Origin of the sequence: Pseudooceanicola atlanticus (assembly GCF_000768315.1) — a bacterium.
Taxonomy (GTDB): domain Bacteria; phylum Pseudomonadota; class Alphaproteobacteria; order Rhodobacterales; family Rhodobacteraceae; genus Pseudooceanicola; species Pseudooceanicola atlanticus.
The window spans coordinates 1-25,410 of record NZ_AQQX01000011.1; the positions used below are offsets into that span (position 1 = coordinate 1).

Here is a 25,410-nt window from a genome sequence, read left to right on the forward strand (position 1 = left end):
GATAGGGTGGCGCCGATTCAGACGGAAACACCTTTTTCTCCTCTACCGCCTGCGCGGCGGCTAACTGGTGGGACCCGGTGATCTCGTCAGGCCTCGCTCGGGTTTCATGACTTTTTCGGGAACATCCAGCCACTGGAAGGTAGTTGATCTCCTGACACACCCACAGGAGAACCCCCATGGCCTACGCCCGCTTTTTCCTCATGATCGCGACTTCGACCCTGCTGATGCTCGGTCTGATGTATCTGAACACCTACCTCGTCAGCCATATCTTCTGGTCGGAAACGCGGGCCTACATGGCACTGGTCATGGGGGCCGTTATGGCCTTCGTGATGCTGGCTTTCATGCTTGGCATGTATAAAAACCGGACCGCGAACATCTTGATCTTCGCCGGCTCCGTGGTCGTTTTCGCCGGGGCGCTCTGGCTGGTGCGTAGCCAGGTGACTGTGCAAGACCGTTCTTACATGAGTGCGATGATCCCGCACCATTCCATCGCGATCATGACCTCCTCCCGCGCTAATCTGAGCGATCCCCGGGTGCGCGAACTGGCGGACAGCATCGTCTACGCGCAGGACAAGGAGGTCGCGGAGATGCGCTACCTGATCGCCGACATCGCCGCCAATGGTGAGGCGCAGCCGGGACCCGCCGCCGCGGCGCCGGAGCTTACGGACGCTGCCGAGGCGCTGTCGTCCGAGGTCGTCAAGACCGTCGACCCTGAGTTCCTGACCGAAGCTGATATCGCAAAGGTCTTCCCCGACGGTGTCGCCTGCCGCTTCACTTATACAGAGACCAGTCCGCCGGTGCTGGTGACGGGCGACGAGGGCGCGTTGATCCGGATCAGCGGCGACCTTGTTCGGCTTGAGGCCGACGGCGACGGCTTTGAGGCCGACCCGCTGACTGCAAAGGTCAACCAGACGGAAAACGGCGACCTGCAAGACCTGATCGTTACAGCCGGGCCCGACTACACCGCCGGGTTCCGCGGCCAGTTCACCTGCGCGAACTGAGGAGATCGACATGTCCAAGGACACCAAAAAGACGGCCGCCCTCTACCGCATGGTCATGCCGCGGCACACCTGCCCCTATGGCCTGAAGTCCAAGCATCTCCTCGAAACGCACGGCTATGATGTGGAGGACCACCACCTAAAAACTCGGGAAGAAACCGACGCGTTCATGCGCGAGCATGATGTGAAGACGACTCCGCAGACCTTCATCGACGGCGAACGGATCGGCGGCCACGACGAGTTGCGCATCTTTCTCGGGATCGACCCGCCGAAGGAGGAGCAGAGTGACACCAGTTACCGGCCTGTAATCGCGATCTTCTCGGTCTGCGCGCTGTTGGCGCTCGGTCTGGCCTGGCATCAGTATGGCACCGTTCTGACATGGCAGAGCTTTGTCTGGTTCATCTCGCTGTCGATGTCGGCTCTGGCGATCCAGAAGTTGCAGGATGTCGAACAGTTCTCGACCATGTTCCTAAACTACGACCTGCTGGCGAAAAGATGGGTGCCTTACGGCAAGGTCTATCCCTATGGCGAGGCGCTGGCCGGCGTCCTGATGACGGCGGGGATCCTGCCGTGGATCTCGGCCCCGGTGGCGCTGTTTATCGGGACGATCGGTGCGGTGAGCGTGTTCAAGGCGGTCTACATCGACAAGCGCGAACTGAAGTGTGCCTGCGTCGGCGGGGATTCCAATGTGCCGCTCGGGTTCATCTCGTTGACCGAGAACCTGATGATGATGCTCATGGGGATCTGGATGGGCGTGCGGGCTTTTACCGGATGAACGGAAGTGTGATTGCCCGCCGCAGTTGACCTTGCAACACGCATCGCGTCATAGTTCGGTCACTTATCCGGAGGTCCCGTGCGGCATATCCTCGTCATCATCGCGCTGATCGTCACCGCCTGGGCGTTTGTGCCCGGGGCGGCACAAGCGCATGACATGCCGCATGTCGAGATGGGTGCCGGGACCATGGATAGCGAATGCGCCGACTGCTCGGGCATGGACGCCATGGGCGGGCACACCTCGGGCGTCGACTGTCACCACGCGGCGGGCTGTGGTCCGGCAGTTCATGCACTGCCGGTCTCTCTGTCGTTTACGATTGATCCGGTGGTGACCCGCACCATCCGCCCGAACGACACGATCGACGCGCGATCCATTACTCTCTCCCGCGACCTGCCACCTCCACGATCCTGACGGTTTTGAAGCCGCGACTGCGACACTGCTCGCAGTTCATTGAGTTGTCTGGTCTGCCTGGCCGGACCCTTCGGGATCATCACCCATGAACAAGATTTTTCCCGCCGCTCTGGCCGTCGTCGCCATTGCTGGCGGAGCCTACTTCCTCACCTGGCCCACTGCCCCTGAGCCAAGCGTGCCGCCCGCCGAAGGCGAACCGCTCGTCTCGATCAAGGTGCCCGACACTCTGTCCGCCGATGCCATGATGGGGCAGCGGGCCTTCGACGCGACCTGCGCCGCCTGCCACGGGGCCGACGCAACCGGCAAGATGGGTTTTGGCCCGCCGCTGGTCCACAAGATTTACGAGCCGAACCATCACGCCGACATGGCTTTCGTGATGGCGGTGCAGAACGGAGTTCGGGCCCATCACTGGCCCTTCGGCGACATGCCCGCCCAATCTGGGCTGACCAAGGCCGATGTTGGCAATATCGTTGCCTATGTCCGCGAACTTCAGCGCGCCAACGGGATCGAGTAACATGACCCTTCGTATGACAAGACGCGCCTTCTGTGGCGCGATGGCAGGAACGGCGGGCCTTGCCGCGCTCCCTGTTCGGGCAACGGGACCACAGACGCTGACCGCCCGCGTTGCCAAAGCCCAGATCGCGCCGCCGAAATACGCTCCGACCGAGGTCTGGACATATGACGGCACCTTGCCCGGCCCGCTCCTGCGCGTGGCTCAGGGCGGGCGTGTGACCCGCCGACTGGTGAACGAGTTGCCGGTGCCGACCTCTATCCACTGGCACGGCTTCCGTATCGACAATGCGATGGACGGTGTGGCCGGCCTGACGCAGGAAGCCGTCCCGCCGGGCGGAGCGTTCGACTACGACTTCGCCGTGCCGGACGCCGGGACCTACTGGTATCACGCGCACACCAACTCATTCGTGCAAGTGGCGCGCGGCTTGTCGGGGGCGCTGATCGTCGAGGAGGCAGAGGCTCCAGAGGTAGACCGGGACGAGGTGCTGGTCCTCGACGACTGGCTTCTGAACCCCGAAGACGCGCAGTTCATGCAGCCCTTTGGCCATCCTATGAGCCTGAGTCACGGCGGTCGTCTGGGCAACCTGCTGGGCACCAACGGGACCTTTGACTTCGCGCGCGAAGTGAGGGCCAACGAGCGCCTCCGTCTGCGCTTGATCAACGCCTCCAATGCAAGGATCTTCGTGCTCCGGCTGGCGGGCCTCGACGGCTGGACCGTCGCGCTGGACGGCATGCCTCTGCCCGCACCGGAGCCTGTGGAGGCAGAGCTGATCCTCGCCCCCGCTCAGCGCATCGACCTGATCGTAGATGTAACGGCGGAGGACGGTGAGACCGCGGCTCTCGTCAGGTTCGACGATGACGACCAGTGGCGACCGCAGGCGCGGTTCCCGGTCGCGGGAAAGGCCTCTGCCACCCAGCGAGACGGGCCTGCCGCCCTGCCGCCAAACCCCAATATGGCTGTGCCGGGGATCGACAGCGCCCGTCGGCTCGACATGGCCATACAGGGAGGGGCCATGGGCCGGATGTCCGGCGCCATGATGAACGGCCGCTCCATGGGGTTTCGCGAGATGGCGGGGCAAGGCCAGTTCTGGGCTCTATCCGGACAGGTCGGCATAACCGACACGCCTTTCGCCAGCCTTGAGCGGGGCGAGACGGTGCGGATGAAGCTGACCAACGACACCGCCTTTGCCCATGCAATGCACCTGCACGGGATGCATTTCCGGCAGGTGGCCGACGACGGCACGCTCGGCCCGATGCGCGACACGATCCTCAGCTATCCGGACGAGCCGCTGGAGATCGCCTTTGTCGCCGACAATCCCGGCAAGTGGCTGTTTCACTGTCACATGCTCGGCCATGCCGCGTCAGGCATGACCGCCTGGATCAATGTAAGCTAATCCCCTCAACAGGAAGAAAATATCATGAAAAAATACATCGCCATCGCCCTGATCGCTACCGGCACCGCGGCCTTCGCCCACAGCGGCGTGAAGGATGCGGATGTCATGAACCGCATGATGGGCATGTCGGAACTGGCCAAGCAGATGAAGGTCATCGGCAGCATGGCCAAGGGGGCGACCGTATTCGACGCGGAAGCCATCGACGCGGCTTTGGCCAAGATCTCGGAGGAGGCGGGCTATATCCCGTCGCTCTTCGAAAAAAAGGCGCTTGATCCGAAGTCCGAGGCCCTTCCGGTCATCTGGGACGACTTCGACAGATTCACGGCACATGCAACGGAACTTGCCGATGTCTCGGGCGGGTTGGTCGGAACCATCCAGACCTCGGCGGACCTTGGACCGGCGATGCAGCAGATCGGGAAGACCTGTGGTGCCTGCCACGGTGACTTCCGCGCAAAATGAGGCTGGCCACGGTTCTGTTTGCCTGCGTTGCCACGGTGGCGCAGGCCGATCACAGCCTATCGGATCGCGACATCGAAGCCGGTGCTGCTCTCTATGCTGAGAGCTGCGCCTCCTGTCATGGCACCAAGCTGGAAGGCCAGCCCGATTGGCGCACGCCCGGAGAGGACGGCATCCTGCCCGCGCCTCCGCACGATGTGACCGGCCACACCTGGCACCACGATACGCCGCTCCTCCTTGAATACACGCTCAAGGGGGGGCGGGCCGCGCTGGAGGCCTGGGGCGTGACCGGGTTCAATAGCGGGATGCCCGCCTTCGAGGATACGCTGTCCGCAGACGAGGTGCTGGATATCCTCGCCTTTATCCGGTCGACCTGGCCCGAGCGGGCACAGGAGGTGCAGAGCCAGCGGACGCATGCCGCCGACTGACAGCCTGATTGTGAGCGCCGGTCAGCCGGCCAGCAGCTTCTTCCGGGCGGCGTAGTCCTCGGCGTCGATCTCGCCACGGGCGAACCGCATGTCGAGTTCTGCCAGCGCACCAGGGGACTTGCCGCCCGGCGCGTGACCATCCATGCGGCGGACGAACCAGACGATCCCAGCCACGATCAGGCCAAGAACGATCAGCCAGAGGACCGGTCCGAACATCATGCCGGGACCGTAGCCATACCCCAGTTCATCATGTGATTATAGCCCTCCGGGTCTGCAAAAGCTGGTTGCGCGAGCAGCGCGAGGGGAATCGCGAGACGTTTCATGGTTTCCTCCTGGGGTGAGATATCGCGCCTTCATCGTCTGGCAGATTGAAGCGATTTTCCTTGATCCATCGCAACCACACGAGGTCGTGACACAGGAAGGGGCGCCCCGGTGTCCCGGAACGCCCCACCACGAAACTGACCGGATGGATTACTCGGTCTCGATCTCAGTGACCGTCAGCTTGCCCTTTACGCGGTCGGCGACAAACTCGATCTCCTGGCCCTCGCTGAGGCCTTCCATCATCGCCGGGTCGGCGACTTCGAAGACCATCGTCATCCCCTCCATGCCGAGGTTGGCCAGAGGGCCGTGGTCGATGGTCAGGCGGTTCCACTGGGTGTCGATCTTGGTGATCTTGCCCATGCTCATCTCCATGGTGCCATGGGCGGCATCATGAGATCCGGCGTGGTCGCCCGACGCGATGGCCGCAGTCGCGGTAAAGAGTGTCACGGCCAGCGTGATCATAGTTTTCATTTCTTTTGTCCTTTCAAGACGAGAGGGGATGCGCCCGGACAGGCCGGGCACCGGGGGAAATCAGCCGCGACGCACATGGTCGCGGGGAGAGATGATGGTTTCGGGGCTGGTGTTGCGTGCCTCCTCGGGAAGCTCGCCGGTCCATTCCCAGGCTTCGGTGCCCGGCGGGTTTTCATACCAGCCGGGGTCCGAATAATCGCCGGGCGCTATACCGTTACGCACCTTCACGACGCTGAACATGCCGCCCATCTCCAGCGGGCCATAGGGGCCCCAGCCGGTCATCATCGGCACGGTGTTCTCGGGAATCTCCATCGACATTTCACCCATGTCGGCCATTCCGGCGGTGCCCATGGGCATGTAGCCGCGCGTTTCGCGCCGGATCATGCCGGTGAGCTTGCGTTTGTCGGCCCCGATGAAGGTCGGAAGGTCGTGGCCCATGGCGTTCATCGTGTGATGGCTTTTGTGGCAATGGATCGCCCAGTCGCCTTCGTGGATGGCATCGAACTCGTAGGCGCGCATGGCGCCCACGGGGATGTCGATGCTGACCTCGGGCCATCGGGCGCTCTCGGGCACCCAACCGCCGTCGGTGCAGGTGACCTCGAAATCGTAGCCGTGCATGTGGATCGGGTGGTTCGTCATGGTCAGGTTGCCGCAGCGCACCCGCACCCGGTCGCCCTTGTTCACGACCAGCGGATCGATGTCCGGGAAGATCCGGCTGTTCCAGGTCCACATGTTGAAGTTGGTCATCTCGGCCACGCGCGGGATGTAGGTGCCCGGATCGATGTCGTAGGCGGCCAGCAGGAAGGCGAAGTCGCGGTCGACGGGCATGAAGGCCGGATCGCGCGGATGCACGATGAAGAGGCCCATCATGCCCATGGCCATCTGCACCATCTCGTCCGCGTGCGGGTGATACATGAACGTCCCGGACTTGGTCAGGTCGAACTCGTAGACGAAGGTCTTTCCCGGCGGGATTGCGGGGTGCGACAGGCCGCCGACGCCGTCCATCCCCGACGGCAGGATCAGACCGTGCCAGTGGACCGAGGTATGTTCGGGCAGGCGGTTGGTGACATAGATGCGCACCCGCTCGCCTTCGACGGCTTCGATGGTCGGGCCGGTGGACTGGCCATTGTAGCCCCAGAGCCGGGCCATCATGCCATTGGCCATGATCCGCTCGACCGGCTCGGCAACGAGGTGGAACTCCTTCACATTGCCGTTCATGCGCCAGGGCAGTGACCAACCGTTCAGCGTGACGACCGGGTTGTAGTCCGGGCCGTTGGCGGGGCGCGGCGGGACCTGCGTGTTCGGGCTGTCATAGCTCGCCGCTTCGGGAAGGTCCCGGAACCGGGTCTGCGCCTGTGCGGCAGAGGCCATGGCAAGGCCGGCCCCACCAGCAAGAAGTTGTCTGCGGTTCATTCTGCACCTCCTGTCGCGCCACCCCAGATGGCGGCGGTCATGGCTGCTTCGGCGTGCCAGTAGTCGGCCTTCGCCTCGGCATAGCTGAGTTCGGCTTCAAGGCCCTCGCGGGCGTCGGCGATTAGTTCGAAGGTTGAGGTCAGCATGCCGTTGTAGGACTTCAGCGCCTCCGCATCGATGGTCCGGCGCAGCGGCAGAACCTCATCACGCCAGTGCCGGGCAATGTTGTATTTGCCGGTGACGGCGGCATGGGCCGACCGGGCCTCGGACCTTGCATTCACCGCCGCCTGCGCCAGTTCGTTCGCCGCGCGCATGTAGGCCAGCTCTCCCCGGCGGCTGGTCAGCTTGCCGGTGTCGTAGAGCGGGATTTCGAAGCTCGCTTCCAGCACGCGCGAGGTCTCCGTCTCCCGTCCCGTGGACGTGTCGGACCGCTCGACCTCTGCGCCTGCGGTGATCTCGATATCCGAGAGCATCCGCGTCTGACCCTCCAGCCGGTATTCCTGGGCGATGGCCTCCAGCTCCAGCTTCCCGATGGCGAGATCGGTGCGATGCTCCAGCGCCAGCTTCTCGACATCCGACCGGCCGGGCCTGCGACCGGGCAGTCCCGGCAGCCGATCCGGCACATAGAAGTCGATATCCGCACCCCAGAGCCCCATGAGCCGGGTCAGCTTCTCCTTCGCCAGTTGCGCCTCCAGCCGGGCATCCGCGCGTTCGGCGGCAAGTTCGGCGGTAAACACATGTTCCCGCGCCTGATCGGCCCGGTTCATCGCCCCTGTGCGCCCGAGTTCGGCAGCCAGCTCCGACGCCGCATCCGCCGTGCCTTGGGCTCGTCCGACCAGCGCGGCGGCCTCGAAGGCCGCGACCGCGTCGATCCAAGCCTGACGCGTCTCTGTAGCCAACGCGATCGTCGCCCCAAGGGCGGCAAACTGCGCCTGCTGGAACTTTGTCTGCGCAATCGCGCGGCGGGGCTTCACGGTCGCCGCGTCGAGGATCGCGCCCGTCACCACAGCTTCCAGCGACCGGGCCAGCCCGACCTCGCCTATCCCTGAGATGGTTACGCCGAAGGAGGGCACCCGACCCATGGCAACCTCCCAGAGGTCCGCCGCCGAGAGCCCCAGATCGGCATAGGCCGCCTGAAGACCCCGATTGTTCATCAGCGCCACTTGCACGGCGGTGTCGGGTCCGATGGTCTTCCGGTGCACAAGCGTGCGGGCGCGAGCCTCGTTCGCGGCCACCTCAGCAGCCGACTGAGCCCAGACGCCCGACGCGCCGGTGGCCTGTTTCGTCCCGCTGGACACCAATGAGAAGCCTGCACCTGGGGCCGAGGCCTGACCGACCAGACCCGCATCCGCGCAGGCCGCAAGGGCCAGCGGCACAAGCGCCACGCCTAACTTGAGTGTTCTGTTCATGACGACCCTCCCGGCGCTTGCGCATTGTTCAGTTGGCGCCAGTCGCCCGGTGCTTCGATTGAGCGTGAGTTATGTGCGACGGCAGGCCCGGCTGGGGCCGCGCGTGCGGTCATTGGATCGGCGGCCCGAGTGAGGGGCGCGGCAAGAGGGGGCTCGAACGGCTGTGAACAGCCCGCGAGCGCAAGCGGCACGGCGGCCGCCAAAAGAATCTTCATGATTGGTCTCCAGGAGGGATCAGCAAGGCGGGCGCTGGACAGCGCCCTACGACAGCTCGATCACGCTTTCGGAGGTCGTCGCAGCCCGTTCGGCTCCGTCAGTTCGGTCAGGTCGGACGATGACAGGTCATGCGGCGCACTCGACGCGATCTGGCCACTGCCCAGCATTGCGGGCATCACCGTCAGCTCAGCCACGCAAGCATGATCGCAGCAGATCGGCGCCGAATCCGTCGAGGCCTCATCCGAAGTCGGAACCACCTGATGCATGCCGTGGTCCGCGCCATGGTAGGAATGTTCCATCGAAGCAGCCGAAGTCTGTTGCGCGGCATGCTGCATGTTGACGCTCGCCTGCTGTTCGCAAAGCATGGAGCCGGACATGGCCATGACGGCGACCGGAGCGGCCACCATCATCAGCCCGGTCAGGGCCAGGAAAAGTGCGAACAGGAATCTCTTCATCGTATTCGCATCATTCCGTAGCAAGAGTGTCGTGGCAAGTCACAAGCGCTTCACCAGCCTGGGCAAAGGTGCAAACCCGCCGCTGTGGTCGGACCCGCCGATTTATTGAGCCTTACGCACAACTTTGAGAGCTCTGAGACGCTGGTGCGCCGTCTCGGGGCGAGTGGGATACACAGTGAACACATCGTATCCGACCTCAAGATCCACCTTGCATCCCAACAATCCGAGCAAGCGATTTGCTTCGGCCCGAATGCAGCGGCGCCGGTCGCGTTGATCGTCAACGCCGTAGACCTCGATAAATGCAAATCCTGAGCCTGGCCGATAGTGGGCCTGTGCGGCAAGCCGGAGAGATGGCAGGTCCGGATTGTCTGCTCTCATGGCTGCCTCGACGAAACCGAGCAGCGTTTGTCTGTCTGGGGTATCCACGCGGCGTTCCTTACACGGTGGCGAAACCCAACATTGGCCCGAAGCGGCATCGACGAAGCGATTTCCCGGGAAACTGCACGCATCAATGGAAGGATCGTCAAATCTGGGTCCGTGGGCGGGTTTGGCGCGGTTGGGGGGGGACGGGAAAAGGGCCTTATTTCGGCTATGTCGGTCCCCCAGCCTTCGGCAAGGCTTCGCCCCCTGTAGCGGGCACGGACCTGTCTCACTGAAAAAATGCCGCAAGAGTCGTGAAATCCGCAGAAATCGTTGGTTTTCCCTTCCGATACCAGGTTGCACGAGACATGCCTTGCGCTGTCCATGGCATCTCTCTCGAGATGGTATTTGCATCGAGATATTCCGCCCGTGACACGGCGCCGGCGGCGGCGCGGCGCTCTCGTTGCCGTTCGGCCTTCCTGCGACGCCGTTCTTTGGGCGAATACACCTGCTGGAGCTTCAGTGCGCGCGCCTCCTCATCTGTGATATCGAGAAGATGAGCGACCTGAGCGCCGGAGTAATGATACCTGCCGTCATCCAGCGGACATACCGTCCGAGGCCGCGCCGCACGGTCCTCCGCGTTCCGGACAATGCTGCGGACTTCTGTCGCGGGAAGGCCGGGCGTCGCGACGGCGGCCATCCTTGCGATCGCCGTCGCAATATCGCGTGGCTCGCGGAGGTGTGTCAGGCAGGTCGCGTAGAGATGCAGGAAGATGTTGCGGCGGCCTTCTGGGACTTGGCCTCCCCAGAGGACGCAAAGCTTGTCGAGGTCATTCAGGACCTGCTGGAACCGCGCCGCGGGGGTAAGCCCTGAGTCTGTCGACCGACGCTTTCCCGTCTTCATATGCCGCAGCTTGCGTTTCTGAAGCTGGCACCGCGTAGGCCGGCCAAGGGTCGTGTAAATGGCGTCCTCCAGGGCGTCGTAATCGTAGCGCAGGAGCGTTCCGCCGACAACGCGGACGACACGGCCGGACTTCGGATTGATGCTGCCAGGGAGGCGGAAAACGCGTGCGGTATCCGAACACGACTTATCGGCACCGGCACTCCTGAACAGGGTGATAAGGCCATGGATTGCCGCGCGCCATCGTGCCCGCACATGGGGTGGCAACGGTCGTATGAGCCAGATAGCGGCGAGGCCGCGCCCGGTCGCGTTCAGCAGCGAAGGCATTGGCAACCCCGCAGTCTCGCATATCTCCCTGACCTTGGCGCGCCATGCGGCCGGGTCCGCCACAAGGCCAGTTGGAGCGAGATCGGCGTCGAGATCGACGAACATCGCGTTCAGTGCGGCAAGGCGCATATCTTCCCGATGGCCGTGAAAACGGTTCACGGAGACAAAGGCCGTTCGCTCTGTTGCGCAGGTCGCATAGAAAGGCGCGGCCGCGATCTCTGAGATCTTGCTCTCGGCCCGGTCTTTCCGGTCCGCGATTAGAAAGTTTACCTTGCCGATCGAAGCTTCGGGGTGCAGCAGGCGCACATAGTCCGAGGTAGCCATGCCAGACGCGACCGGCGTCGCGTCAACGAGTGTGAGTGTGTCGAGGTGTTCCATTGCAGGAAACTGGTTCGCGCGACGGGTCCATCCAAATGGGCCGCACGGCGGTAAAGGGGCAGTTCATTACCGCATGCCCCAAGGCCTTGCCCGTCGTCGCTTCCAGTTGCTCTCAAAGGATCAAGCGCTGGCCGTTGCCTTTGCGAAGGCGTGTAAGATCTGCTTCGAGCTGCTCAATGTGTTGCTCCAGCACGCCGACGACGGCCTCCAGGTCCGCGACGGTCGTGGTATGCTCGATCAACGACTTCTCCATCGCTTGAAGCCGAACCTGATAGGGCTTCGCCGTCTGGGCTCTTACGACCTCGGTCAGGGTGCGCAGTGCATCCTTATGCGCCTGCTCGGCCTTGGCCAGCTCAGGTGAGCTATCTTCTTCCATGACCTGTCGAGGGAGATCCAACAGCCCCGCGGCAATCATCTCCTGATAGGTTTTCCAGGCTGTCAACGACTGGCCGCGACGCCCGAGCTTGTTGAACAGATTTGCACGCGTCGGGGTTTCGCCAGCGGCCGTTAAGGCCATTACGGCGGCGAAAACTTCATCGTGGGAATAGGCTGGGGTCTGCATGAGGAACTCCTGTAAGCAGCGAAAGGAGTTCAGGACTTGGTTACGATTGTTGTTGCCGACTTCGCCACAACACGTTTCTGATCCAGCGCCTTTGAGATGGTCGGAAGCTAAGAATCTCACATGCTCATGAGCTTGCTGGGGACCAAGATGCGTGTGCCGCTTGACCTGAGAACGGATGCAGAACTTACTTCTTGGAGCTGATGCTGACCTATGGTAAGTTATTCGCAAGATATGGTGCGGCTCAGGTGGTCGTCGGGCAGATTTAGGTGGTTTCGGGCCAATGTCGAGCAAAGGGCGCGACCTCAAGGATGAAGTGAAGTTCCCCGTCCGGGCTGTGATCGCGGCGCACGCTTTCGCCTTCGCCGGTTGCGTAGGAGGCGTAAGTTTTTTTGACATGCAGCTTCCCACGACCCTTCAGCATCTCCTTGAGCCTGTCGGCGTTGCGGCAGGGACGGCCGTCGTGATGGAGATAACTCGGCTGTTCGTGCTCGGGTTGCTGTCTGCGCGTTGGCGGGATCGCATCGCACATATGCGGTTCAAGGCTCCGCTCCCGGGTTCATGGGCATTCTCGAAAATCGCAGCTGAAGATTACCGAGTAGATCTGGAGGCGCTCCGGAGCGAATACGGACCGCTTCCTGCGGATCCAGTTGAACAGAACCGGCTCTTCTACCGCATGAGTAAAGCGGTCGGAGACGACCCAGGTATCTGCAACGCCCACAAGACTTATCTTGCGGCGCGCGATATCGCAGTGATCTGCTGGCTCGCACTGATACCACTTAGCATGGCTGCGTTCATGCTCGCCCCTCGGAGCAACGGCGCGGCCATTTACGCGGCCGGACTGGCCCTGGTCGCTATCGCTGCATCGATGATCACGCGAAACTACGGGGTCCGCTTCGTGCAGAATGTCCTTGCCGCAGTAACGGCGGCGCCATCCATCAGTCGCCCTGCCAGTAGTGAGGTCTTGTCATGCACATAACCATCCATGATGTCGATCATGGCTTCTGCGCGTTGGTAGAATGCCCGAATGGTGCGAGATACATGATCGACTGCGGGCGGGCCAAGCGTCCCGGATGGTCGCCCTCAGTGCATTATGCCGGCACCGCGATCGACTTGCTGGTGATCCAGAACCTCGATGAGGATCATGTCGAGGACCTCTCCGAGTTACTACGGACGGTAACTGTCCGCAGCGTATTCAGTAACCCGACAGTAACCGCAAGCGCTCTCGCCTCGATGAAGCCCGATGGGATGCGGACGGGTGTGTCAACCGCGCACAATGTCCTGAGGGACTTCGGTCCGGGTCTGATCGGGCGGTGGCCTGACACCGGCGAAGTTCAAGTCGTTCATTTCTACTGCCGATTTGGGACGCACTTCACGGAAACGAACGACCTGAGCCTGGCGACCTTCTTCAGGTGGGGAAACTTCACGATCCTTTTCGGTGGCGACCTTGAAACGGCAGGGTGGCAGATGATGCTGAGAAATCAGGAGTTCCAGCGGCTTCTGGTAGGCACCCAGGTGTTCGTGACTTCTCATCACGGGCGTGAAAACGGGAAATGCGCCGAGTTATTTCAGATCATGCGCCCGGATATTGCGGTGATATCGGACGACGCCATCCAATATGGCACGCAGGAAAAATCTACGCAGTGGTATCGTGACAAGGTAAAGGGGATCCCGGTTCTCGGAACCGAAAACGCATACGGTATTCGCGACAAGCGACATGTCCTTACCACCCGGCGTGATGGGACTATCTCTATCGCAGTAGGAGCGTGGGGCAACTACCTCGTCACGCCCGAGAAGGTTCAGAATGAACTCACGCTCGGCGAAATCCTCGGCGCCTTCGGTCGCAATGCATTGTCGAAAGACAGTCAGGTAGCATAGCGGCCTGCGTCAGTCATTTCGGCCATCCCAAGCCCCGCCAGCGTCTCCAGCAGCGACTCGACCGAACCGGCGCAGCCGCGGCGGAAGGTGCGGGCGATGGTTTCGGCGTCGGCCTCGCCAAGGGACTTCAGCGCCTCGCTTTCGGCAGTGATCTGTTCCGGCAGGATCTTGAGCCAGGCGGCATTGCCGGTCTTGGAGTTGGTAGGGATCTCCAACCTGCCAGTCTTGGCCCGAGCGTCACGGCCGTCGGGCAAGCCGAACCCTCATCACCGCGTTGCGAACGACGCCTCCGAACCGACGCTGCCATTTTCTCTACGGAAAATGTGTAGCAAAATGTGGAGCAAAAGTTCGCCCCGAGGAAGGGGCTTGCCCTTAAAGTCTTTGCTTTTCAGGATGTTGCCATCACCCGTAGGGGTAAAAGTGGCGGAGAGACAGGGATTCGAACCCTGGGACCCCGTGAAGGGTCAACGGTTTTCGAGACCGCCCCGTTCGACCACTCCGGCACCTCTCCGCGGGGGTCTGGGGGCTCCTCCTAACGGCGTTTGTCACCCTGCGCAAGGGGCGTTTTGCATTGCGTGGGCCGGTAAATGACCTACCTTGAAAGGGAACGCGAAAACTCTTCCCTGCCACGTAACCGAGGTGTCGACCGAAATGCGATTTGCACAGACCCTGAGACCCGTTGTGATGACCCTTGCTGCCATGGCCCTGACCGCTGTTCAGGCCGTTGCGGCGGACCGGGACAAGGTGGAGGCCTTCCTGACCGTGACCGGGTTCGACGTGGCGCTGGAATCGATCAAGCTGTCGGCCGAGGACGCGCCGCGCATGCTGGGCCTGCAAGCCGAGGATTTCGGCGCGGCCTGGACGCTGATGAGCAGCGACGTCTTCGATGTCGAGGACATGCAGGAAGACGCGACGCGCATCCTGGAACAGACATTGAGTGACGAGGCCCTGGCGCATGCGGCGGATTTCTATGCCTCCGACCTGGGGCAGCGGCTGGTCGAGGCGGAAAACGAAAGCCATCTGCGCGACCGCGAGGAAAAGCGCGAGGAGGGCGGGCGCCTGTTGGCCCAGATGACGACCGAGGATGATCCGCGTCTCGACGTGCTTGAGCGGATGCTGGATGCGATCGGGTCCGAGGAACAATCCCTGCGCGCCGCGAACGAGCTGGAAGTGCGGTTCCTGATGGCGGCGCAGGAGGCCGGTGTGATCCGTCTGCGTGTCGACGAGGAGGGGCTGCGCGCGGCGCAAGCCGAACAGGCCGAGGAAACAATGCAGTCGATGCGGCTGTCGGGGCTGGCCAGCTCTGCCGCGACCTACAAGTCGTTTACCGACGAGGAACTTGTTGAGTATACCGAAGCGCTCGAGCATCCGCTGATGCAGGAAGTTTACGAGCTGATGAACGCCGTCCAGTTCGAGATCATGGCGGATCGCTTCGAACTGGTGGCCGAAAAGCTGGCCGAGATCAATCCGGGACAGGAATTGTGAAACCTTATCTGACACTTGCGATCGCACTGACCCTTGGCGCGGCGCCGGTTGTGCCGGCAATGGCGCAATCTGCGCGGGCCGAGGCGCCCGCCGCGATCCCGGCCGAGGAGATGGACCGCATCTGGTCGGCGCTGTCGTTGACCGAAGCGCTGGATATCATGCAGATCGAAGGCCGCGACATGAGCGAGGATATCGCCGCCGATTACCTGCCTGCAGTACCGGGGCAGGGATGGCGCAGCGCGATTTCCCGCATCTACGACGGCGAGACGATGGCCCAGATGATGCGCGACGGCTTTGCCGAGGATCTGGCCGGGGCCGATCCGGACCCGATCATCGACTTCTTTGAATCGCCCCTGGGCCTGCGCATCATCGCGCTGGAAACCGATGCGCGCCGCGCCTTCCTGGACCCGGATATCGAGGAAGCGGCCCGCGAAAAGGTCCGCGGCGACAACGTGCCGGAAGAGCGGGCAGACCTGATCGAGGAATTCATCACGGCCAATGACCTCGTGGATTTCAACATCTCCGGCGCGATGAACACCAATTTCGCTTTCTACAAGGGCCTCGCCAATGCCGAGCTGTTCGAGATGTCCGAGCAGGAGATCCTCGACCGGGTCTGGAACCAGGCGGGCGAGAACCGCGAGGATACGGAGGAATGGCTGCGTGCCTACCTGACACTTGCGTATGAACCTCTTAGCAACGACGAGATCCGCACCTATATCGAGTTCTCGGAAAGTGAGGCCGGTCGGCGTCTGAACCGGGCGCTGTTCGCCGGGTTCGGCGATCTGTACGGTCAGCAATACCGGGCGCTTGGGTTGGCGGTGGCCAATCAGTTGATGTCCGAGGAATTGTGACCCGTTCCGGGGTGCGGGGCCTTGACTTGCTTGGCAAAGGCGCGTAACTGCCCGCATCTCCGGCAGGCATTCGGCTTGACCGGGTCATGATCAATACAGCCCCGAAAGGGCGCGCTGTTCGACGGTGGGGAAACCCGAAACGCCCGGCAACGGGGACCACAGGACGCGGTGGAAAAGGAAGATGCTCATGTTTGCGGTCCTGAAGACCGGCGGTAAGCAATATCGCGTTCAATCCGGCGATGTGCTCCGTGTGGAAAAGCTGGCTGCCGATGCCGGTGAAAAAGTCCAGTTCAACGAAATTCTGATGGTGGGTGGTGACGATCTGGTCGTTGGTGCGCCGCTGGTCGATGACGCAGCCGTTCAGGCCGAGGTCGTCGAGCAGATCAAGGGCGAAAAGCTTATCCACTACGTCAAGCGCCGCCGGAAGCACTCCTCGCAGCGCAAGAAGGGCCACCGTCAGCAGCTGACCCTGCTGCGCGTGACCGACATCCTGGCCAAAGGTGCCGGCGCATCCGGCGTCAAGGCTGCCGTTGGCGCGGGTTCCGTTTCGGGTGCCGCTGTTACCGCTGCTGCCCCCAAGGCCGAGAAGAAGGCCGCCGCGCCGAAAGCCGAAGCCAAGGCCGAAGCTCCCAAGAAGGCCGCCAAGGCCGAGGGTGCCGACGACCTGAAAGAGCTGTCGGGTGTTGGCCCCGCTCTGGAGAAGAAACTGCTCGAAGCCGGTGTGACTTCCTTCGCGCAGATCGCGGCATGGACCGAAGCGGACATCGCCGAAATGGATGAGAAACTGTCTTTCAAAGGCCGGATCGAGCGTGAAGGCTGGGTCGAACAGGCCAAAGACAAGATCAAGTAAGAGGGAACTGACTCATGGCACATAAAAAAGCTGGCGGTTCATCCCGTAACGGTCGCGACTCTGCCGGTCGCCGCCTTGGCATCAAGAAATTCGGTGGCGAAGCCGTCATCCCGGGCAACATCATCGCGCGTCAGCGCGGCACCAAGTGGTGGCCGGGCGAAGGCGTGGGCCTGGGCAAGGACCACACCATCTTCGCGACCGTCGAAGGCAACGTTCAGTTCCATAAGGGCCTGAAAGGTCGCACCTTTATTTCGGTCACCCCAGTGGCGGAGGCCGCTGAGTAAGCCGACCTTAAAGGTGATGTGACATCAGGGGGATCGGCAAGGGCCGGTCCCCTTTCCCGTTTCGGGACCGACCTGATCAGGAGGATATCAGGATGGACGAGATGACGACCAAGGCCCCGGTGATCGAGGCCGACGGGTTCAAGCTGCGCCCGCTGCGCCAGGCCGATGCCGGCCTGATCGAATTCTATGGTGCCGACGAACGCGTGGCCCGCATGACCACGTCCATTCCGCATCCGCTGCCGCCGGGCTCGACAGAGGCCTTCCTGACCCGCGTTCTGGCGGAGGATTCGCCGGAAATCGTCTGGGCGATGGATGCGTCGGACCGTGGTGGGGCCGAATTGAAGGGCGTGATCTCACTCGACCGGATGGAACCGGGACCACAGGGCGGATCGCAATCCGAGATCGGGTATTGGGTCGCGCCGGCCTGGTGGAATACCGGTGTCGCCTCTGCTGCCATCACGGCGCTGATCGCGGCCAACCCGCTGGGCAATGGCACGATCTATGCCTCGGTCTTCCAGGACAATCCCGCCTCTGCGCGGGTGCTGACAAATGCCGGTTTCGTCTACACCGGCGACGCCGAAAGCTTCTCGGTCGCGCGCAATGCCAAGGTCGCGACCTGGACGTATATCCGAAAACTGAATTGAGCCGCGTGGGGCGTTGAGCTAATCCACCTTTGCGGCAGGAGAAAAAGATGAAGTTCCTCGATCTCGCAAAGGTCTATATTCGCTCCGGGTCCGGCGGGAACGGCTGCGTTTCGTTCCGCCGCGAGAAATACATCGAATTCGGCGGCCCCGATGGCGGCAATGGCGGACGCGGTGGCGATGTCATCGCCGAGGCCGTGGACGGCCTGAACACGCTGATCGATTTCCGCTATCAGCAGCATTTCTTCGCCAAGAACGGGCAGGGCGGCATGGGCCGGCTCAAGACCGGGTCGGACGGCGACGATATCATCCTGCGCGTGCCCGTCGGCACCGAGATCCTCGAGGATGACGGGGAAACCCTGATCGCCGACATGACCGAACTGGGCCAGCGCGTCGTGTTGGCCAAGGGCGGCAATGGCGGCTTCGGCAACGCGCACTTCAAGACCTCGACCAACCAGGCGCCGCGCCGGGCCAATCCGGGCCTAGAAGGGGTCGAGCGGACGATCTGGCTGCGGCTCAAGCTGATCGCCGATGTCGGTCTGCTGGGCCTTCCGAATGCGGGCAAGTCGACCTTCCTGGCCGCGACCTCCAATGCGCGGCCCAAGGTTGCGGATTATCCCTTCACCACCTTGCATCCCAACCTGGGCGTCGTCGGCGTCGATGGGGCGGAATTCGTCGTGGCCGACATTCCCGGCCTGATCGAGGGCGCGTCCGAGGGCAAGGGCCTGGGCGACCTGTTCCTGGGCCATGTGGAGCGCTGCGCGGTGCTGCTGCACCTTGTCGATTGTACCGCCGATGACGTGGGCGACGATTACCGCACCATCATCAACGAGCTTGAGGCCTATGGCGGCGTCCTGGCCGAAAAACCGCGTGTGACCGTCCTGAACAAGGTCGACGCGCTGGATGACGAGCTGCGCGAGATGCTGAAGGAAGAGCTTGAGGCCGCCGTCGGTGGCCCGGTCATGCTGATGTCCGGTGCGTCGCAGGAAGGCACGACCGACGTGCTTCGCGCCCTGCGGGCCCAGATCAGCGAAGATCGCCTGCGCCGCAAGCAGGAAGAAGACACAGGCGAGGACGAGCCTTGGCAGCCCTGACCGACACAGACCTTGGCGCGAGCCTGAACGAGACCGGATTGGCCAATGCGCGCCGCGTGGTGGTCAAGATCGGCTCTGCCCTGCTGGTGGACCGTGAAACCGGGGCTCTGCGTCGCGACTGGCTGCAAAGCCTGGCCGACGATGTGGCCGACCTGCGGGCGCAGGGCGCTGACGTGGTTCTTGTGTCGTCTGGCTCCATCGCCCTGGGGCGCGGCGTTCTGGGGCTGGGACAGGGTGTCCTGTCTCTGGAACAGGCGCAGGCCGCCGCCGCGACCGGCCAGATCGGGCTGGCTGCCGCCTATGCGGACGCGCTTGGCCGTCATGGCTTGAAGGTGGGGCAGGTTCTTGTCACGCTGGAGGACAGCGGCGACCGGCGGCGTTACCTGAACTCCCGCGCGACGCTGGAAACGCTGCTGGGCTTCGGCGTGGTGCCGATCGTCAACGAAAACGACACGGTCGCCACGGACGAGATCCGCTATGGCGACAATGACCGTCTGGCCGCTCAGATCGCGGTGACGGTCGGGGCCGACCGGCTGGTCCTGCTGTCCGATGTCGATGGACTTTATACTGCGAACCCCTCGCTCGATGCGCTGGCGGTGCGGCTGGACCGGGTGGTCCAGATCACGCCCGAGATCGAGGCGATGGCGGGTGATGCCGGGTCTGGCCTGTCCAAGGGCGGCATGAAAACCAAGGTGATGGCGGCCAAGACGGCGACCGCTGGCGGCTGTGCCATGGCGATCACGCAAGGCGCGCCGCTGAACCCGTTGCGACGGCTGCAGGAGGGCGCCCCGGCGACCTGGTTCCTGGCCAAGGGCGACCCGCAGACCGCCCGCAAGAAATGGATCGCGTCGATGAAGCCTAAGGGCCGGCTGGTGCTGGATGCCGGGGCCGTGCGCGCTATGGGACAGGGCAAATCGCTGCTGCCCGCGGGCGTGGCGCGTGTCGAAGGGCGCTTTGGGCGCGGCGAACCGGTTGAGCTGACCGGCCCCGCCGAAGAGGTGCTGGCCCAGGGCCTGACCCGCTATACTTCGGACGAGGCGCGGCGCATTGCCGGCCACCGCTCCGACGAGATCGAGGAGATCCTGGGCTATCCCGGCAGGGCCGCCCTGGTGCATCGCGATGACCTGGCGGTCCTCACATCCGCTGAATGAAAAAGGAAAGCGTTATGAAGGATTTGGACGACATTCCGCAGGTGATGGCCGAGCTTGGACAAGCCGCCCGTGCTGCTTCTGCCGAACTGGCCTTCGCCGCACCAGAGGTCAAGACCAAGGCGCTGAACGCCGCGGCCGATGCGATCTGGGCGAAACGCGCCGAAATCATCGCGGCCAATAAAAAGGACATGGCCTTTGGTGCCGACAAGGGGCTGAGCCCGGCCATGATGGACCGGCTGAAGCTGACCGAGGACCGGATCGCCGACATTCGCGACGGGCTGAAACTGGTCGCGGCGCAGAAGGATCCGGTGGGCGACGTGATCGCGCAATGGGACATGCCGTCGGGGCTGAATATCCGCCGCGTGCGCACGCCGCTTGGCGTGGTGGGCGTGATCTACGAAAGCCGTCCCAACGTGACCGCCGATGCCGGGGCGCTGTGCCTGAAATCCGGCAATGCGGTGATCCTGCGGGGCGGGTCGGAAAGCTTCCATTCCTCCACGGCGATCCATGGCTGCCTGGTCGATGGGCTGAAGGCGGCGGGCCTGCCCGAAACCGCGATCCAGCTGGTGCCGACACGGGACCGCGCCGCGGTGAGCGAGATGCTGACCATGACCGATTTCATCGACGTGATCGTGCCGCGCGGCGGCAAGGGGCTGGTCGGGCTGGTGCAGCGCGAGGCGCGGGTGCCGGTCTTTGCCCATCTCGAAGGGATCTGTCACCTCTACATCGACGCCAAGGCCGACCCGGCCATGGCGGTGGAACTGGCGCTGAACGCCAAGACCCGCCGCACCGGTATCTGCGGGGCGATGGAATGCCTGCTGGTCGACCGCGCCTTCTACGACGCACACGGCCCGCTGGTGGTCGATGCGCTGGTCAAGGCCGGGGTCGAGGTGCGGGCCGATGGTGATCTGGCCCAGGTCGACGGCACCGTCGCGGCCGAAGCGGGGGATTTCGGCAAGGAATTCCTCGACATGATCTGCGCGGCCAAGATCGTCGATGGCGTGGACGAGGCGATTGCCCATATCCGCACCTATGGCTCCAACCACACCGATGGTATCGTGACCGACGATCAGAAGACGGCGAACCGGTTCTTCGAACGGTTGGACAGCGCGATCCTGATGCACAACGCCTCCACCCAGTTCGCCGATGGTGGCGAGTTCGGGATGGGCGCCGAGATCGGGATCGCCACCGGCAAGATGCATGCGCGCGGCCCTGTCGGGGCCGAGCAGCTGACCAGCTTCAAATACCTGGTCGAAGGCAAGGGAACGGTGCGCGGCTGACGCTCAGGCCGGGAATCGGATCGTCATCAGATCCGGGTCGGAGGCAACTTCGGCCCGGACGCCGCGATCGTTCAGGATCTCGGGCAGCAATGTGAACTGCACATGCGCGGGCAACACCGCGTCACCCCCCGGATCCGCCCCGCAGAGAATATCCCACAGCCGCGCATCGGGGCGGTTCTTTTCAGCCATGCCGGAGATGGTCCAGGCGCCATCGACCTTGCTGATCGTGATCGGACCCCCGCGCGGCATCGCCGTTTCCAGGCACATCAGGGCCAGGAAGACCTCCTGCACTGCGGTGCGCACGCAATCCTCTGTGGGTTGCCAGTCGAACTGGACGCGCCCCGATTGCCCCAGATCGGCGAGGATCGAGGTGATCTCGGCCCGGCCCATCGTCTGACCGCCGCCCGCCATGCCGAAGGCCACCCGCATGAAGCGGATCCGGGCCGACGCGTTGCGCACGCTGTCTTCGATCAGGGCGATCTCGGGGCCTGTCTTGCCCTCCATCGTCAGCAGCTCGATCCCGTTCTGGATGGCGCCGATGGGCGAAATCAGGTCATGACAGATGCGCGAGCCTATCAGCGTCGCGATCGTTCGGGTATGACTGGCCATGACTACCTCCTTCAAGGAATGGGAAAGGTGACGGAATGGACGATCTCAACTCACTGCTGGAGCCGGGCATGCGTGTCCTTCACCCGGACAAGCCGGATTGGGGCGTCGGACAGGTCCAATCCAACATCGGCGGACGCATCACCGTCAATTTTCCCGAGGCCGGGAAGGTGGTGATTGATGGCGCGCGTGTGTCTCTCATCCCACAATTCTGAACGTTTCGATAACCCCCTCGGGCAGGATGGAGGGAGAACCTTTCGTTAAGGTTAACGGAAATCGGTTCTCTTTAACTTTTTGGCAGCTTCGATTGGACTGCCAGGAATGGCCGCTCTGAAAGGATTGCGCTTGGCCTGTGCAATCCGTAAACCTCCGTCACGACCAACAGGATGGCCCCAACGTATGCCACGACCCGACCCCGACTTCACGGTCCGGCTCGCGCGCGACGCGGAAGAGCTCGAGGCCGCCCAGCATCTGCGCTACCGCGTTTTCGTCCAGGAACTGGGCAGCGATGGCGAGATGGTCGATCACGATGCCCAGCTTGAGAAAGACCGCTTCGACCCTGAATTCGACCACTTGCTCTTGCTGGATAGGTCGCGGGGCGACACGGCGCGGGACCAGGTTGTCGGCGTCTATCGCCTGCTGACGGATGACGGCGCAGTGCGGGTCGGGCAATTCTATTCCGAGGACGAATACGACCTGACGGTGCTGCGCCAATCGGGTCGCAAGTTGCTGGAATTGGGCCGGTCCTGTCTGCATGCCGACTATCGCGGCGGCACGGGCATGTTCCACATGTGGTCGGCGCTTGGCGACTACGTGCAGGAACGCGGGATCGAGATCCTGTTCGGCACCGCATCCTTCCACGGCACCGATATCGCACCGCTTGCCGCGCCGCTGTCGCTGCTGCACCACCGGCACCTCGCGCCGCCGGAACTGCGCGTTCGCACGCGGGAGGAGGCCTATCAGAGCATGGACCTGATCCCGGAGGCCGAGTTGAACCGCCCCGCCGCGATGCGGGCCGTGCCGGCGCTGATCAAGGGGTACCTGCGGCTTGGCGGCTTTGTCGGCGACGGCGCCTTCGTGGATCATGCGTTCAACACGACCGACGTATGCCTGGTGCTGGACACCGCGCAGATGAGCGAGGCACAGGCCCGGCTATACGGACGGGGCGCCGCGTGACTTGGGACCCGGACAAGGTAGAGGCGCCGCAGCCGCCGCTCGACCGGGCGACCAAGCTGCGCTTCTGGCTGCGGGCCGTGCCGTTTGGGACCTTCATCGCGATCTGCCTGCTGATCCAGGTCCTGTTGCGGCAGGTGGAGCGCTTGATCCACGGGATGCGCCGCCCCTGGACGCCCTACCTGACCCAGGTGGTCTGCCGCGCATTCTTTTTCTTCTCGGGCATGGGGTTCCGGGTCACCGGTACCCCGATGAAGGAGCACGGCGCGATCGTCGCAAACCACGTGGCCTGGATCGACATCTTCACCCTGCATGCGGCGAAGTGGGTCTACTACGTTTCAAAGGCCGAGGTGCGTGGATGGCCGGGCATCGGGATCCTGGCGCGGGCCACCGGTACGATCTTTATCAACCGCGTCCGGTCCGAGGCGAAACAGCAGGAGCAGACCTTCCGCGAAAGGTTATCCCTGGGTCATAAGCTGTTGTTTTTCCCCGAAGGCACCTCGACCGACGCGATGCGGGTGCTGCCGTTCAAGACGACGCTTTTCGCCGCCTTCTTCGATCCGGCCCTGCGCGACACGCTCAAGATCCAGCCCGTCACCATGGTCTATCGCGCCCCCGAGGGTGCCGATCCGCGGTTCTACGGATGGTGGGGCGAGATGAGCTTTGGCTGGCACCTGGTCCGCGTATTGGGTGCGGGCAAGCAGGGCGAGGTCGAGGTGATCTATCATCCGCCCCTGCGGGTCGCCGATTTCGCCGACCGCAAGGCCCTGGCCCGCGCCTGCGAAGCGGCGGTGCGGGGCGGCATGCCGCCCGAACGTCAGATCATCGAGTAGGAGGCTCAGCCCAGCGGGGCGAGCAGGCTGCGCAACGCATTGGCCGGGTCGTCGTCGGACCAGATCTCGTCGCCGACACCGAAGAAATCTGTGACCGGCGCCAGTTTCGCCACCAAATCGGCATCCAGACCGCCTTCGGCCACGACCGGCAATTCGATCATCTGCGACCACCATTCGAACAGCTCGAACTCGGCCTGTTCACCATCGGCCAGCGCCGTCGCACCGACCGGGCCAAGGCTGATGTAATCCGCGCCCGCCTCGCCGGCATTCATGCCGTCATGCCGCGACGCACCGCAATGGGCGCCCACGATGGCATCCGCGCCCAGCTGTTTGCGGGCCTTGCGGACGGACCGCGCACCGTCGGTCAGGTGGACACCGTCCAGCCCCATCCGTTCGGCCAGCAGGATATGGCTGTCGATCACCAATGCCACGTCGGCCTGGTGGCAGACCTCGCGCACCGCATCGGCGGCGCGGCACAGGCGATCCTCGTCCCGGCTGGCCAGCGCCAGTCGGACGCAGGCGATTTCCCGTGCGTCGAGAACCGCCTTCAGCACCTCGGGATAGGTGCCCAGATCGAACTCGGGCGGTGAGATCAGGTAGATTTGCGGCTGCTCTGCGTCGGCCATGCGGGATTCTCCGTCAAGTCACGGGGGTATAGCGCCGAACGCGACGCCGCGCAAAGGCTTGTTCAGAAGCCCGCGCAAGGCTAGGAGGCAGGCAACAAAAGGAGAGCCCATGTCCCAGCCCGTCTTCGTCCTGATCCGCCCGCAGATGGGCGAGAATATCGGCGCCGCCGCGCGGGCGATGTGGAATTTCGGCCTGGACCGGATGCGGATCGTCGATCCCCGTGACGGCTGGCCGAACCAGCGTGCTGTCGCCATGGCCTCGGGGGCCGGGCGGCTTCTGGACGAGGCGGGGCTGTTCGACGGCACGGCCGATGCGCTTGGCGACCGGACCCATGTCTTCGCCACCACCGCGCGGGCCCGCGGGCTGACCAAGCCCGTCGTCACCCCCGAACGCGCGATGGAGATGACGGCCGAGATGATCGGGCGCGGCGAAAAGGTCGCCGTGATGTTCGGCCCGGAACGCGCGGGGCTGGAAAACGACGACATCGCGCGGGCCAACACGCTGATCAACGTGCCGGTGAACCCGGACTTCGCCTCTCTCAACCTCGCGCAATGCGTGCTGCTCTGTGCCTATGAATGGCGTCGCCAGACCGGCGATGCCCAGGCTGAACGGGTGGAACTGGCGGGGACCGAATGGGCCTCCAACATCGAGATGGAGAAACTGGCCGAGCATTACGAAAGCCGGCTGGACGAGGCGGGCTTCTTCTTCCCCGAGCACAAGGCCGAAGGGATGAAGCTCAACCTGCGGAACCTGTGGTCCCGGATGCCGCTGACCCGGGCCGATGTGCAGATGCTGCACGGGGTCCTGCGTCAGATGGTCCGGTGGAAAGAGCGCGGCGACTGACTTGCCGGGGCAGGGGGCGGCGACTAGGT

Annotated in this window: 32 protein-coding genes and 1 tRNA gene; 21 read left to right on the top strand and 12 right to left on the bottom strand. The window is 63.4% G+C overall.

Going from position 1 to position 25,410, the window contains the following annotated elements; translation table 11 throughout:
- Nucleotides 1–176: 176 nt before the first annotated feature.
- From ATO9_RS17900 to ATO9_RS17930, 7 genes are all read left to right on the top strand, one after another.
- On the top strand, nucleotides 177–1,001 hold the full coding sequence (locus ATO9_RS17900; protein WP_043752639.1) for a DUF6692 family protein: 825 nt from the start codon (nucleotides 177–179) through the stop codon (nucleotides 999–1,001).
- A gap of 10 nt (nucleotides 1,002–1,011) precedes the next feature.
- Nucleotides 1,012–1,773, top strand: a complete 762-nt coding sequence (locus ATO9_RS17905) for a glutaredoxin family protein (protein WP_202902159.1) — start codon at nucleotides 1,012–1,014, stop codon at nucleotides 1,771–1,773.
- 78 nt (nucleotides 1,774–1,851) lie between these two features.
- Nucleotides 1,852–2,184 carry a hypothetical protein gene (locus tag ATO9_RS17910; RefSeq protein ID WP_043752642.1) on the top strand — a complete coding sequence of 111 codons (333 nt, stop codon included), beginning with the start codon at nucleotides 1,852–1,854 and terminating at the stop codon, nucleotides 2,182–2,184.
- Between the two features lie 85 nt (nucleotides 2,185–2,269).
- The gene (locus tag ATO9_RS17915) at nucleotides 2,270–2,698 is read left to right on the top strand and encodes a c-type cytochrome (RefSeq protein WP_043752647.1); all 429 of its coding nucleotides are present in this window, start codon (nucleotides 2,270–2,272) and stop codon (nucleotides 2,696–2,698) included.
- Nucleotide 2,699: 1 nt separating this feature from the next.
- Complete coding sequence (locus tag ATO9_RS17920) at nucleotides 2,700–4,091, top strand: multicopper oxidase family protein (RefSeq protein ID WP_238318800.1); 1,392 nt, start codon at nucleotides 2,700–2,702, stop codon at nucleotides 4,089–4,091.
- 24 nt (nucleotides 4,092–4,115) lie between these two features.
- The gene (locus tag ATO9_RS17925) at nucleotides 4,116–4,550 is read left to right on the top strand and encodes a c-type cytochrome (protein WP_043752650.1); all 435 of its coding nucleotides are present in this window, start codon (nucleotides 4,116–4,118) and stop codon (nucleotides 4,548–4,550) included.
- Nucleotides 4,547–4,975: a c-type cytochrome gene (locus ATO9_RS17930; RefSeq protein ID WP_043752652.1), complete on the top strand. Its 429-nt coding sequence runs from the start codon at nucleotides 4,547–4,549 to the stop codon at nucleotides 4,973–4,975. Before ATO9_RS17925 ends, ATO9_RS17930 begins: the two co-directional genes overlap by 4 nt.
- 21 nt (nucleotides 4,976–4,996) lie before the next feature.
- Here the strand turns inward: ATO9_RS17930 and ATO9_RS17935 are convergent, their stop codons facing one another.
- From ATO9_RS17935 to ATO9_RS17970, 8 genes are all read right to left on the bottom strand, one after another.
- A complete protein-coding gene (locus tag ATO9_RS17935; RefSeq protein WP_052418446.1) occupies nucleotides 4,997–5,194 on the bottom strand; it encodes an SHOCT domain-containing protein in 198 nt (65 codons plus the stop codon).
- 252 nt (nucleotides 5,195–5,446) lie between these two features.
- Nucleotides 5,447–5,767 (bottom strand): copper-binding protein, encoded by a 321-nt coding sequence (locus ATO9_RS17940; RefSeq protein ID WP_052418447.1) that lies wholly within the window; start codon nucleotides 5,765–5,767, stop codon nucleotides 5,447–5,449.
- Between the two features lie 60 nt (nucleotides 5,768–5,827).
- Nucleotides 5,828–7,180 carry a multicopper oxidase family protein gene (locus ATO9_RS17945; protein ID WP_043752655.1) on the bottom strand — a complete coding sequence of 451 codons (1,353 nt, stop codon included), beginning with the start codon at nucleotides 7,178–7,180 and terminating at the stop codon, nucleotides 5,828–5,830.
- Nucleotides 7,177–8,589, bottom strand: a complete 1,413-nt coding sequence (locus ATO9_RS17950) for a TolC family protein (protein WP_052418448.1) — start codon at nucleotides 8,587–8,589, stop codon at nucleotides 7,177–7,179. The genes ATO9_RS17945 and ATO9_RS17950 overlap by 4 nt, the downstream gene beginning before the upstream one ends.
- 275 nt (nucleotides 8,590–8,864) lie before the next feature.
- Nucleotides 8,865–9,260 (bottom strand): hypothetical protein, encoded by a 396-nt coding sequence (locus tag ATO9_RS17955; protein ID WP_043752663.1) that lies wholly within the window; start codon nucleotides 9,258–9,260, stop codon nucleotides 8,865–8,867.
- Between the two features lie 102 nt (nucleotides 9,261–9,362).
- Complete coding sequence (locus ATO9_RS17960) at nucleotides 9,363–9,686, bottom strand: hypothetical protein (RefSeq protein ID WP_043752666.1); 324 nt, start codon at nucleotides 9,684–9,686, stop codon at nucleotides 9,363–9,365.
- Nucleotides 9,687–9,909: 223 nt separating this feature from the next.
- A complete protein-coding gene (locus tag ATO9_RS17965; protein WP_043752669.1) occupies nucleotides 9,910–11,226 on the bottom strand; it encodes a hypothetical protein in 1,317 nt (438 codons plus the stop codon).
- 112 nt (nucleotides 11,227–11,338) lie between these two features.
- A complete protein-coding gene (locus tag ATO9_RS17970; RefSeq protein ID WP_043752672.1) occupies nucleotides 11,339–11,788 on the bottom strand; it encodes a hypothetical protein in 450 nt (149 codons plus the stop codon).
- A gap of 280 nt (nucleotides 11,789–12,068) precedes the next feature.
- On the opposite strand from ATO9_RS17970, the gene ATO9_RS17975 reads away from it, so the two are divergent.
- Nucleotides 12,069–12,764 carry a hypothetical protein gene (locus ATO9_RS17975; RefSeq protein WP_043752675.1) on the top strand — a complete coding sequence of 232 codons (696 nt, stop codon included), beginning with the start codon at nucleotides 12,069–12,071 and terminating at the stop codon, nucleotides 12,762–12,764.
- A complete protein-coding gene (locus ATO9_RS17980) occupies nucleotides 12,755–13,663 on the top strand; it encodes a ComEC/Rec2 family competence protein (RefSeq protein ID WP_156127905.1) in 909 nt (302 codons plus the stop codon). Before ATO9_RS17975 ends, ATO9_RS17980 begins: the two co-directional genes overlap by 10 nt.
- Here ATO9_RS17980 and ATO9_RS17985 read toward each other — a convergent pair.
- Nucleotides 13,651–13,878 (bottom strand): hypothetical protein, encoded by a 228-nt coding sequence (locus ATO9_RS17985; RefSeq protein WP_052418449.1) that lies wholly within the window; start codon nucleotides 13,876–13,878, stop codon nucleotides 13,651–13,653. The genes ATO9_RS17980 and ATO9_RS17985 overlap by 13 nt on opposite strands.
- Nucleotides 13,879–14,084: 206 nt before the next feature.
- A tRNA-Ser gene (locus ATO9_RS17990) sits at nucleotides 14,085–14,174 on the bottom strand.
- Nucleotides 14,175–14,347: 173 nt separating this feature from the next.
- On the opposite strand from ATO9_RS17990, the gene ATO9_RS17995 reads away from it, so the two are divergent.
- From ATO9_RS17995 to ATO9_RS18030, 8 genes are all read left to right on the top strand, one after another.
- Nucleotides 14,348–15,148, top strand: coding sequence for a DUF2059 domain-containing protein (locus tag ATO9_RS17995; RefSeq protein ID WP_238318801.1), 801 nt, complete (start codon nucleotides 14,348–14,350; stop codon nucleotides 15,146–15,148).
- Nucleotides 15,145–15,999, top strand: coding sequence for a DUF2059 domain-containing protein (locus tag ATO9_RS18000; protein WP_052418450.1), 855 nt, complete (start codon nucleotides 15,145–15,147; stop codon nucleotides 15,997–15,999). The genes ATO9_RS17995 and ATO9_RS18000 overlap by 4 nt, the downstream gene beginning before the upstream one ends.
- Before the next feature lie 187 nt (nucleotides 16,000–16,186).
- Nucleotides 16,187–16,849 carry a 50S ribosomal protein L21 gene (locus tag ATO9_RS18005; protein ID WP_043752680.1) on the top strand — a complete coding sequence of 221 codons (663 nt, stop codon included), beginning with the start codon at nucleotides 16,187–16,189 and terminating at the stop codon, nucleotides 16,847–16,849.
- 14 nt (nucleotides 16,850–16,863) lie between these two features.
- Complete coding sequence (rpmA, locus tag ATO9_RS18010; protein WP_043752683.1) at nucleotides 16,864–17,133, top strand: 50S ribosomal protein L27; 270 nt, start codon at nucleotides 16,864–16,866, stop codon at nucleotides 17,131–17,133.
- A 92-nt stretch (nucleotides 17,134–17,225) separates the two neighbouring features.
- The gene (locus ATO9_RS18015) at nucleotides 17,226–17,777 is read left to right on the top strand and encodes a GNAT family N-acetyltransferase (RefSeq protein WP_202902160.1); all 552 of its coding nucleotides are present in this window, start codon (nucleotides 17,226–17,228) and stop codon (nucleotides 17,775–17,777) included.
- A 47-nt stretch (nucleotides 17,778–17,824) separates the two neighbouring features.
- Nucleotides 17,825–18,868: a GTPase ObgE gene (gene obgE, locus ATO9_RS18020; protein WP_043752689.1), complete on the top strand. Its 1,044-nt coding sequence runs from the start codon at nucleotides 17,825–17,827 to the stop codon at nucleotides 18,866–18,868.
- Nucleotides 18,856–20,019: a glutamate 5-kinase gene (proB, locus tag ATO9_RS18025; protein ID WP_238318802.1), complete on the top strand. Its 1,164-nt coding sequence runs from the start codon at nucleotides 18,856–18,858 to the stop codon at nucleotides 20,017–20,019. Before obgE ends, proB begins: the two co-directional genes overlap by 13 nt.
- Before the next feature lie 14 nt (nucleotides 20,020–20,033).
- Nucleotides 20,034–21,299: a glutamate-5-semialdehyde dehydrogenase gene (locus ATO9_RS18030; protein WP_043752692.1), complete on the top strand. Its 1,266-nt coding sequence runs from the start codon at nucleotides 20,034–20,036 to the stop codon at nucleotides 21,297–21,299.
- A 3-nt stretch (nucleotides 21,300–21,302) separates the two neighbouring features.
- Here ATO9_RS18030 and ATO9_RS18035 read toward each other — a convergent pair whose 3' ends face one another.
- Nucleotides 21,303–21,908, bottom strand: a complete 606-nt coding sequence (locus ATO9_RS18035) for a histidine phosphotransferase family protein (RefSeq protein ID WP_043752694.1) — start codon at nucleotides 21,906–21,908, stop codon at nucleotides 21,303–21,305.
- 35 nt (nucleotides 21,909–21,943) lie between these two features.
- Here ATO9_RS18035 and ATO9_RS23955 point away from each other — a divergent pair, with 35 nt between their 5' ends.
- The 3 genes from ATO9_RS23955 (at nucleotide 21,944) to olsA (ending at nucleotide 23,911) form a co-directional block, all read left to right on the top strand.
- A complete protein-coding gene (locus tag ATO9_RS23955; RefSeq protein WP_081979652.1) occupies nucleotides 21,944–22,120 on the top strand; it encodes a DUF3553 domain-containing protein in 177 nt (58 codons plus the stop codon).
- Between the two features lie 184 nt (nucleotides 22,121–22,304).
- Complete coding sequence (olsB, locus tag ATO9_RS18040) at nucleotides 22,305–23,081, top strand: L-ornithine N(alpha)-acyltransferase (RefSeq protein WP_043752697.1); 777 nt, start codon at nucleotides 22,305–22,307, stop codon at nucleotides 23,079–23,081.
- Nucleotides 23,078–23,911, top strand: a complete 834-nt coding sequence (gene olsA, locus ATO9_RS18045; protein WP_043752701.1) for a lyso-ornithine lipid O-acyltransferase — start codon at nucleotides 23,078–23,080, stop codon at nucleotides 23,909–23,911. The genes olsB and olsA overlap by 4 nt, the downstream gene beginning before the upstream one ends.
- Nucleotides 23,912–23,916: 5 nt before the next feature.
- Here olsA and ATO9_RS18050 read toward each other — a convergent pair whose 3' ends face one another.
- Nucleotides 23,917–24,537, bottom strand: a complete 621-nt coding sequence (locus ATO9_RS18050; RefSeq protein ID WP_043752706.1) for a thiamine phosphate synthase — start codon at nucleotides 24,535–24,537, stop codon at nucleotides 23,917–23,919.
- 109 nt (nucleotides 24,538–24,646) lie between these two features.
- Between ATO9_RS18050 and ATO9_RS18055 the strand changes: the two genes are divergently transcribed.
- Complete coding sequence (locus ATO9_RS18055; protein ID WP_043752709.1) at nucleotides 24,647–25,381, top strand: RNA methyltransferase; 735 nt, start codon at nucleotides 24,647–24,649, stop codon at nucleotides 25,379–25,381.
- Nucleotides 25,382–25,410: the final 29 nt, after the last annotated feature.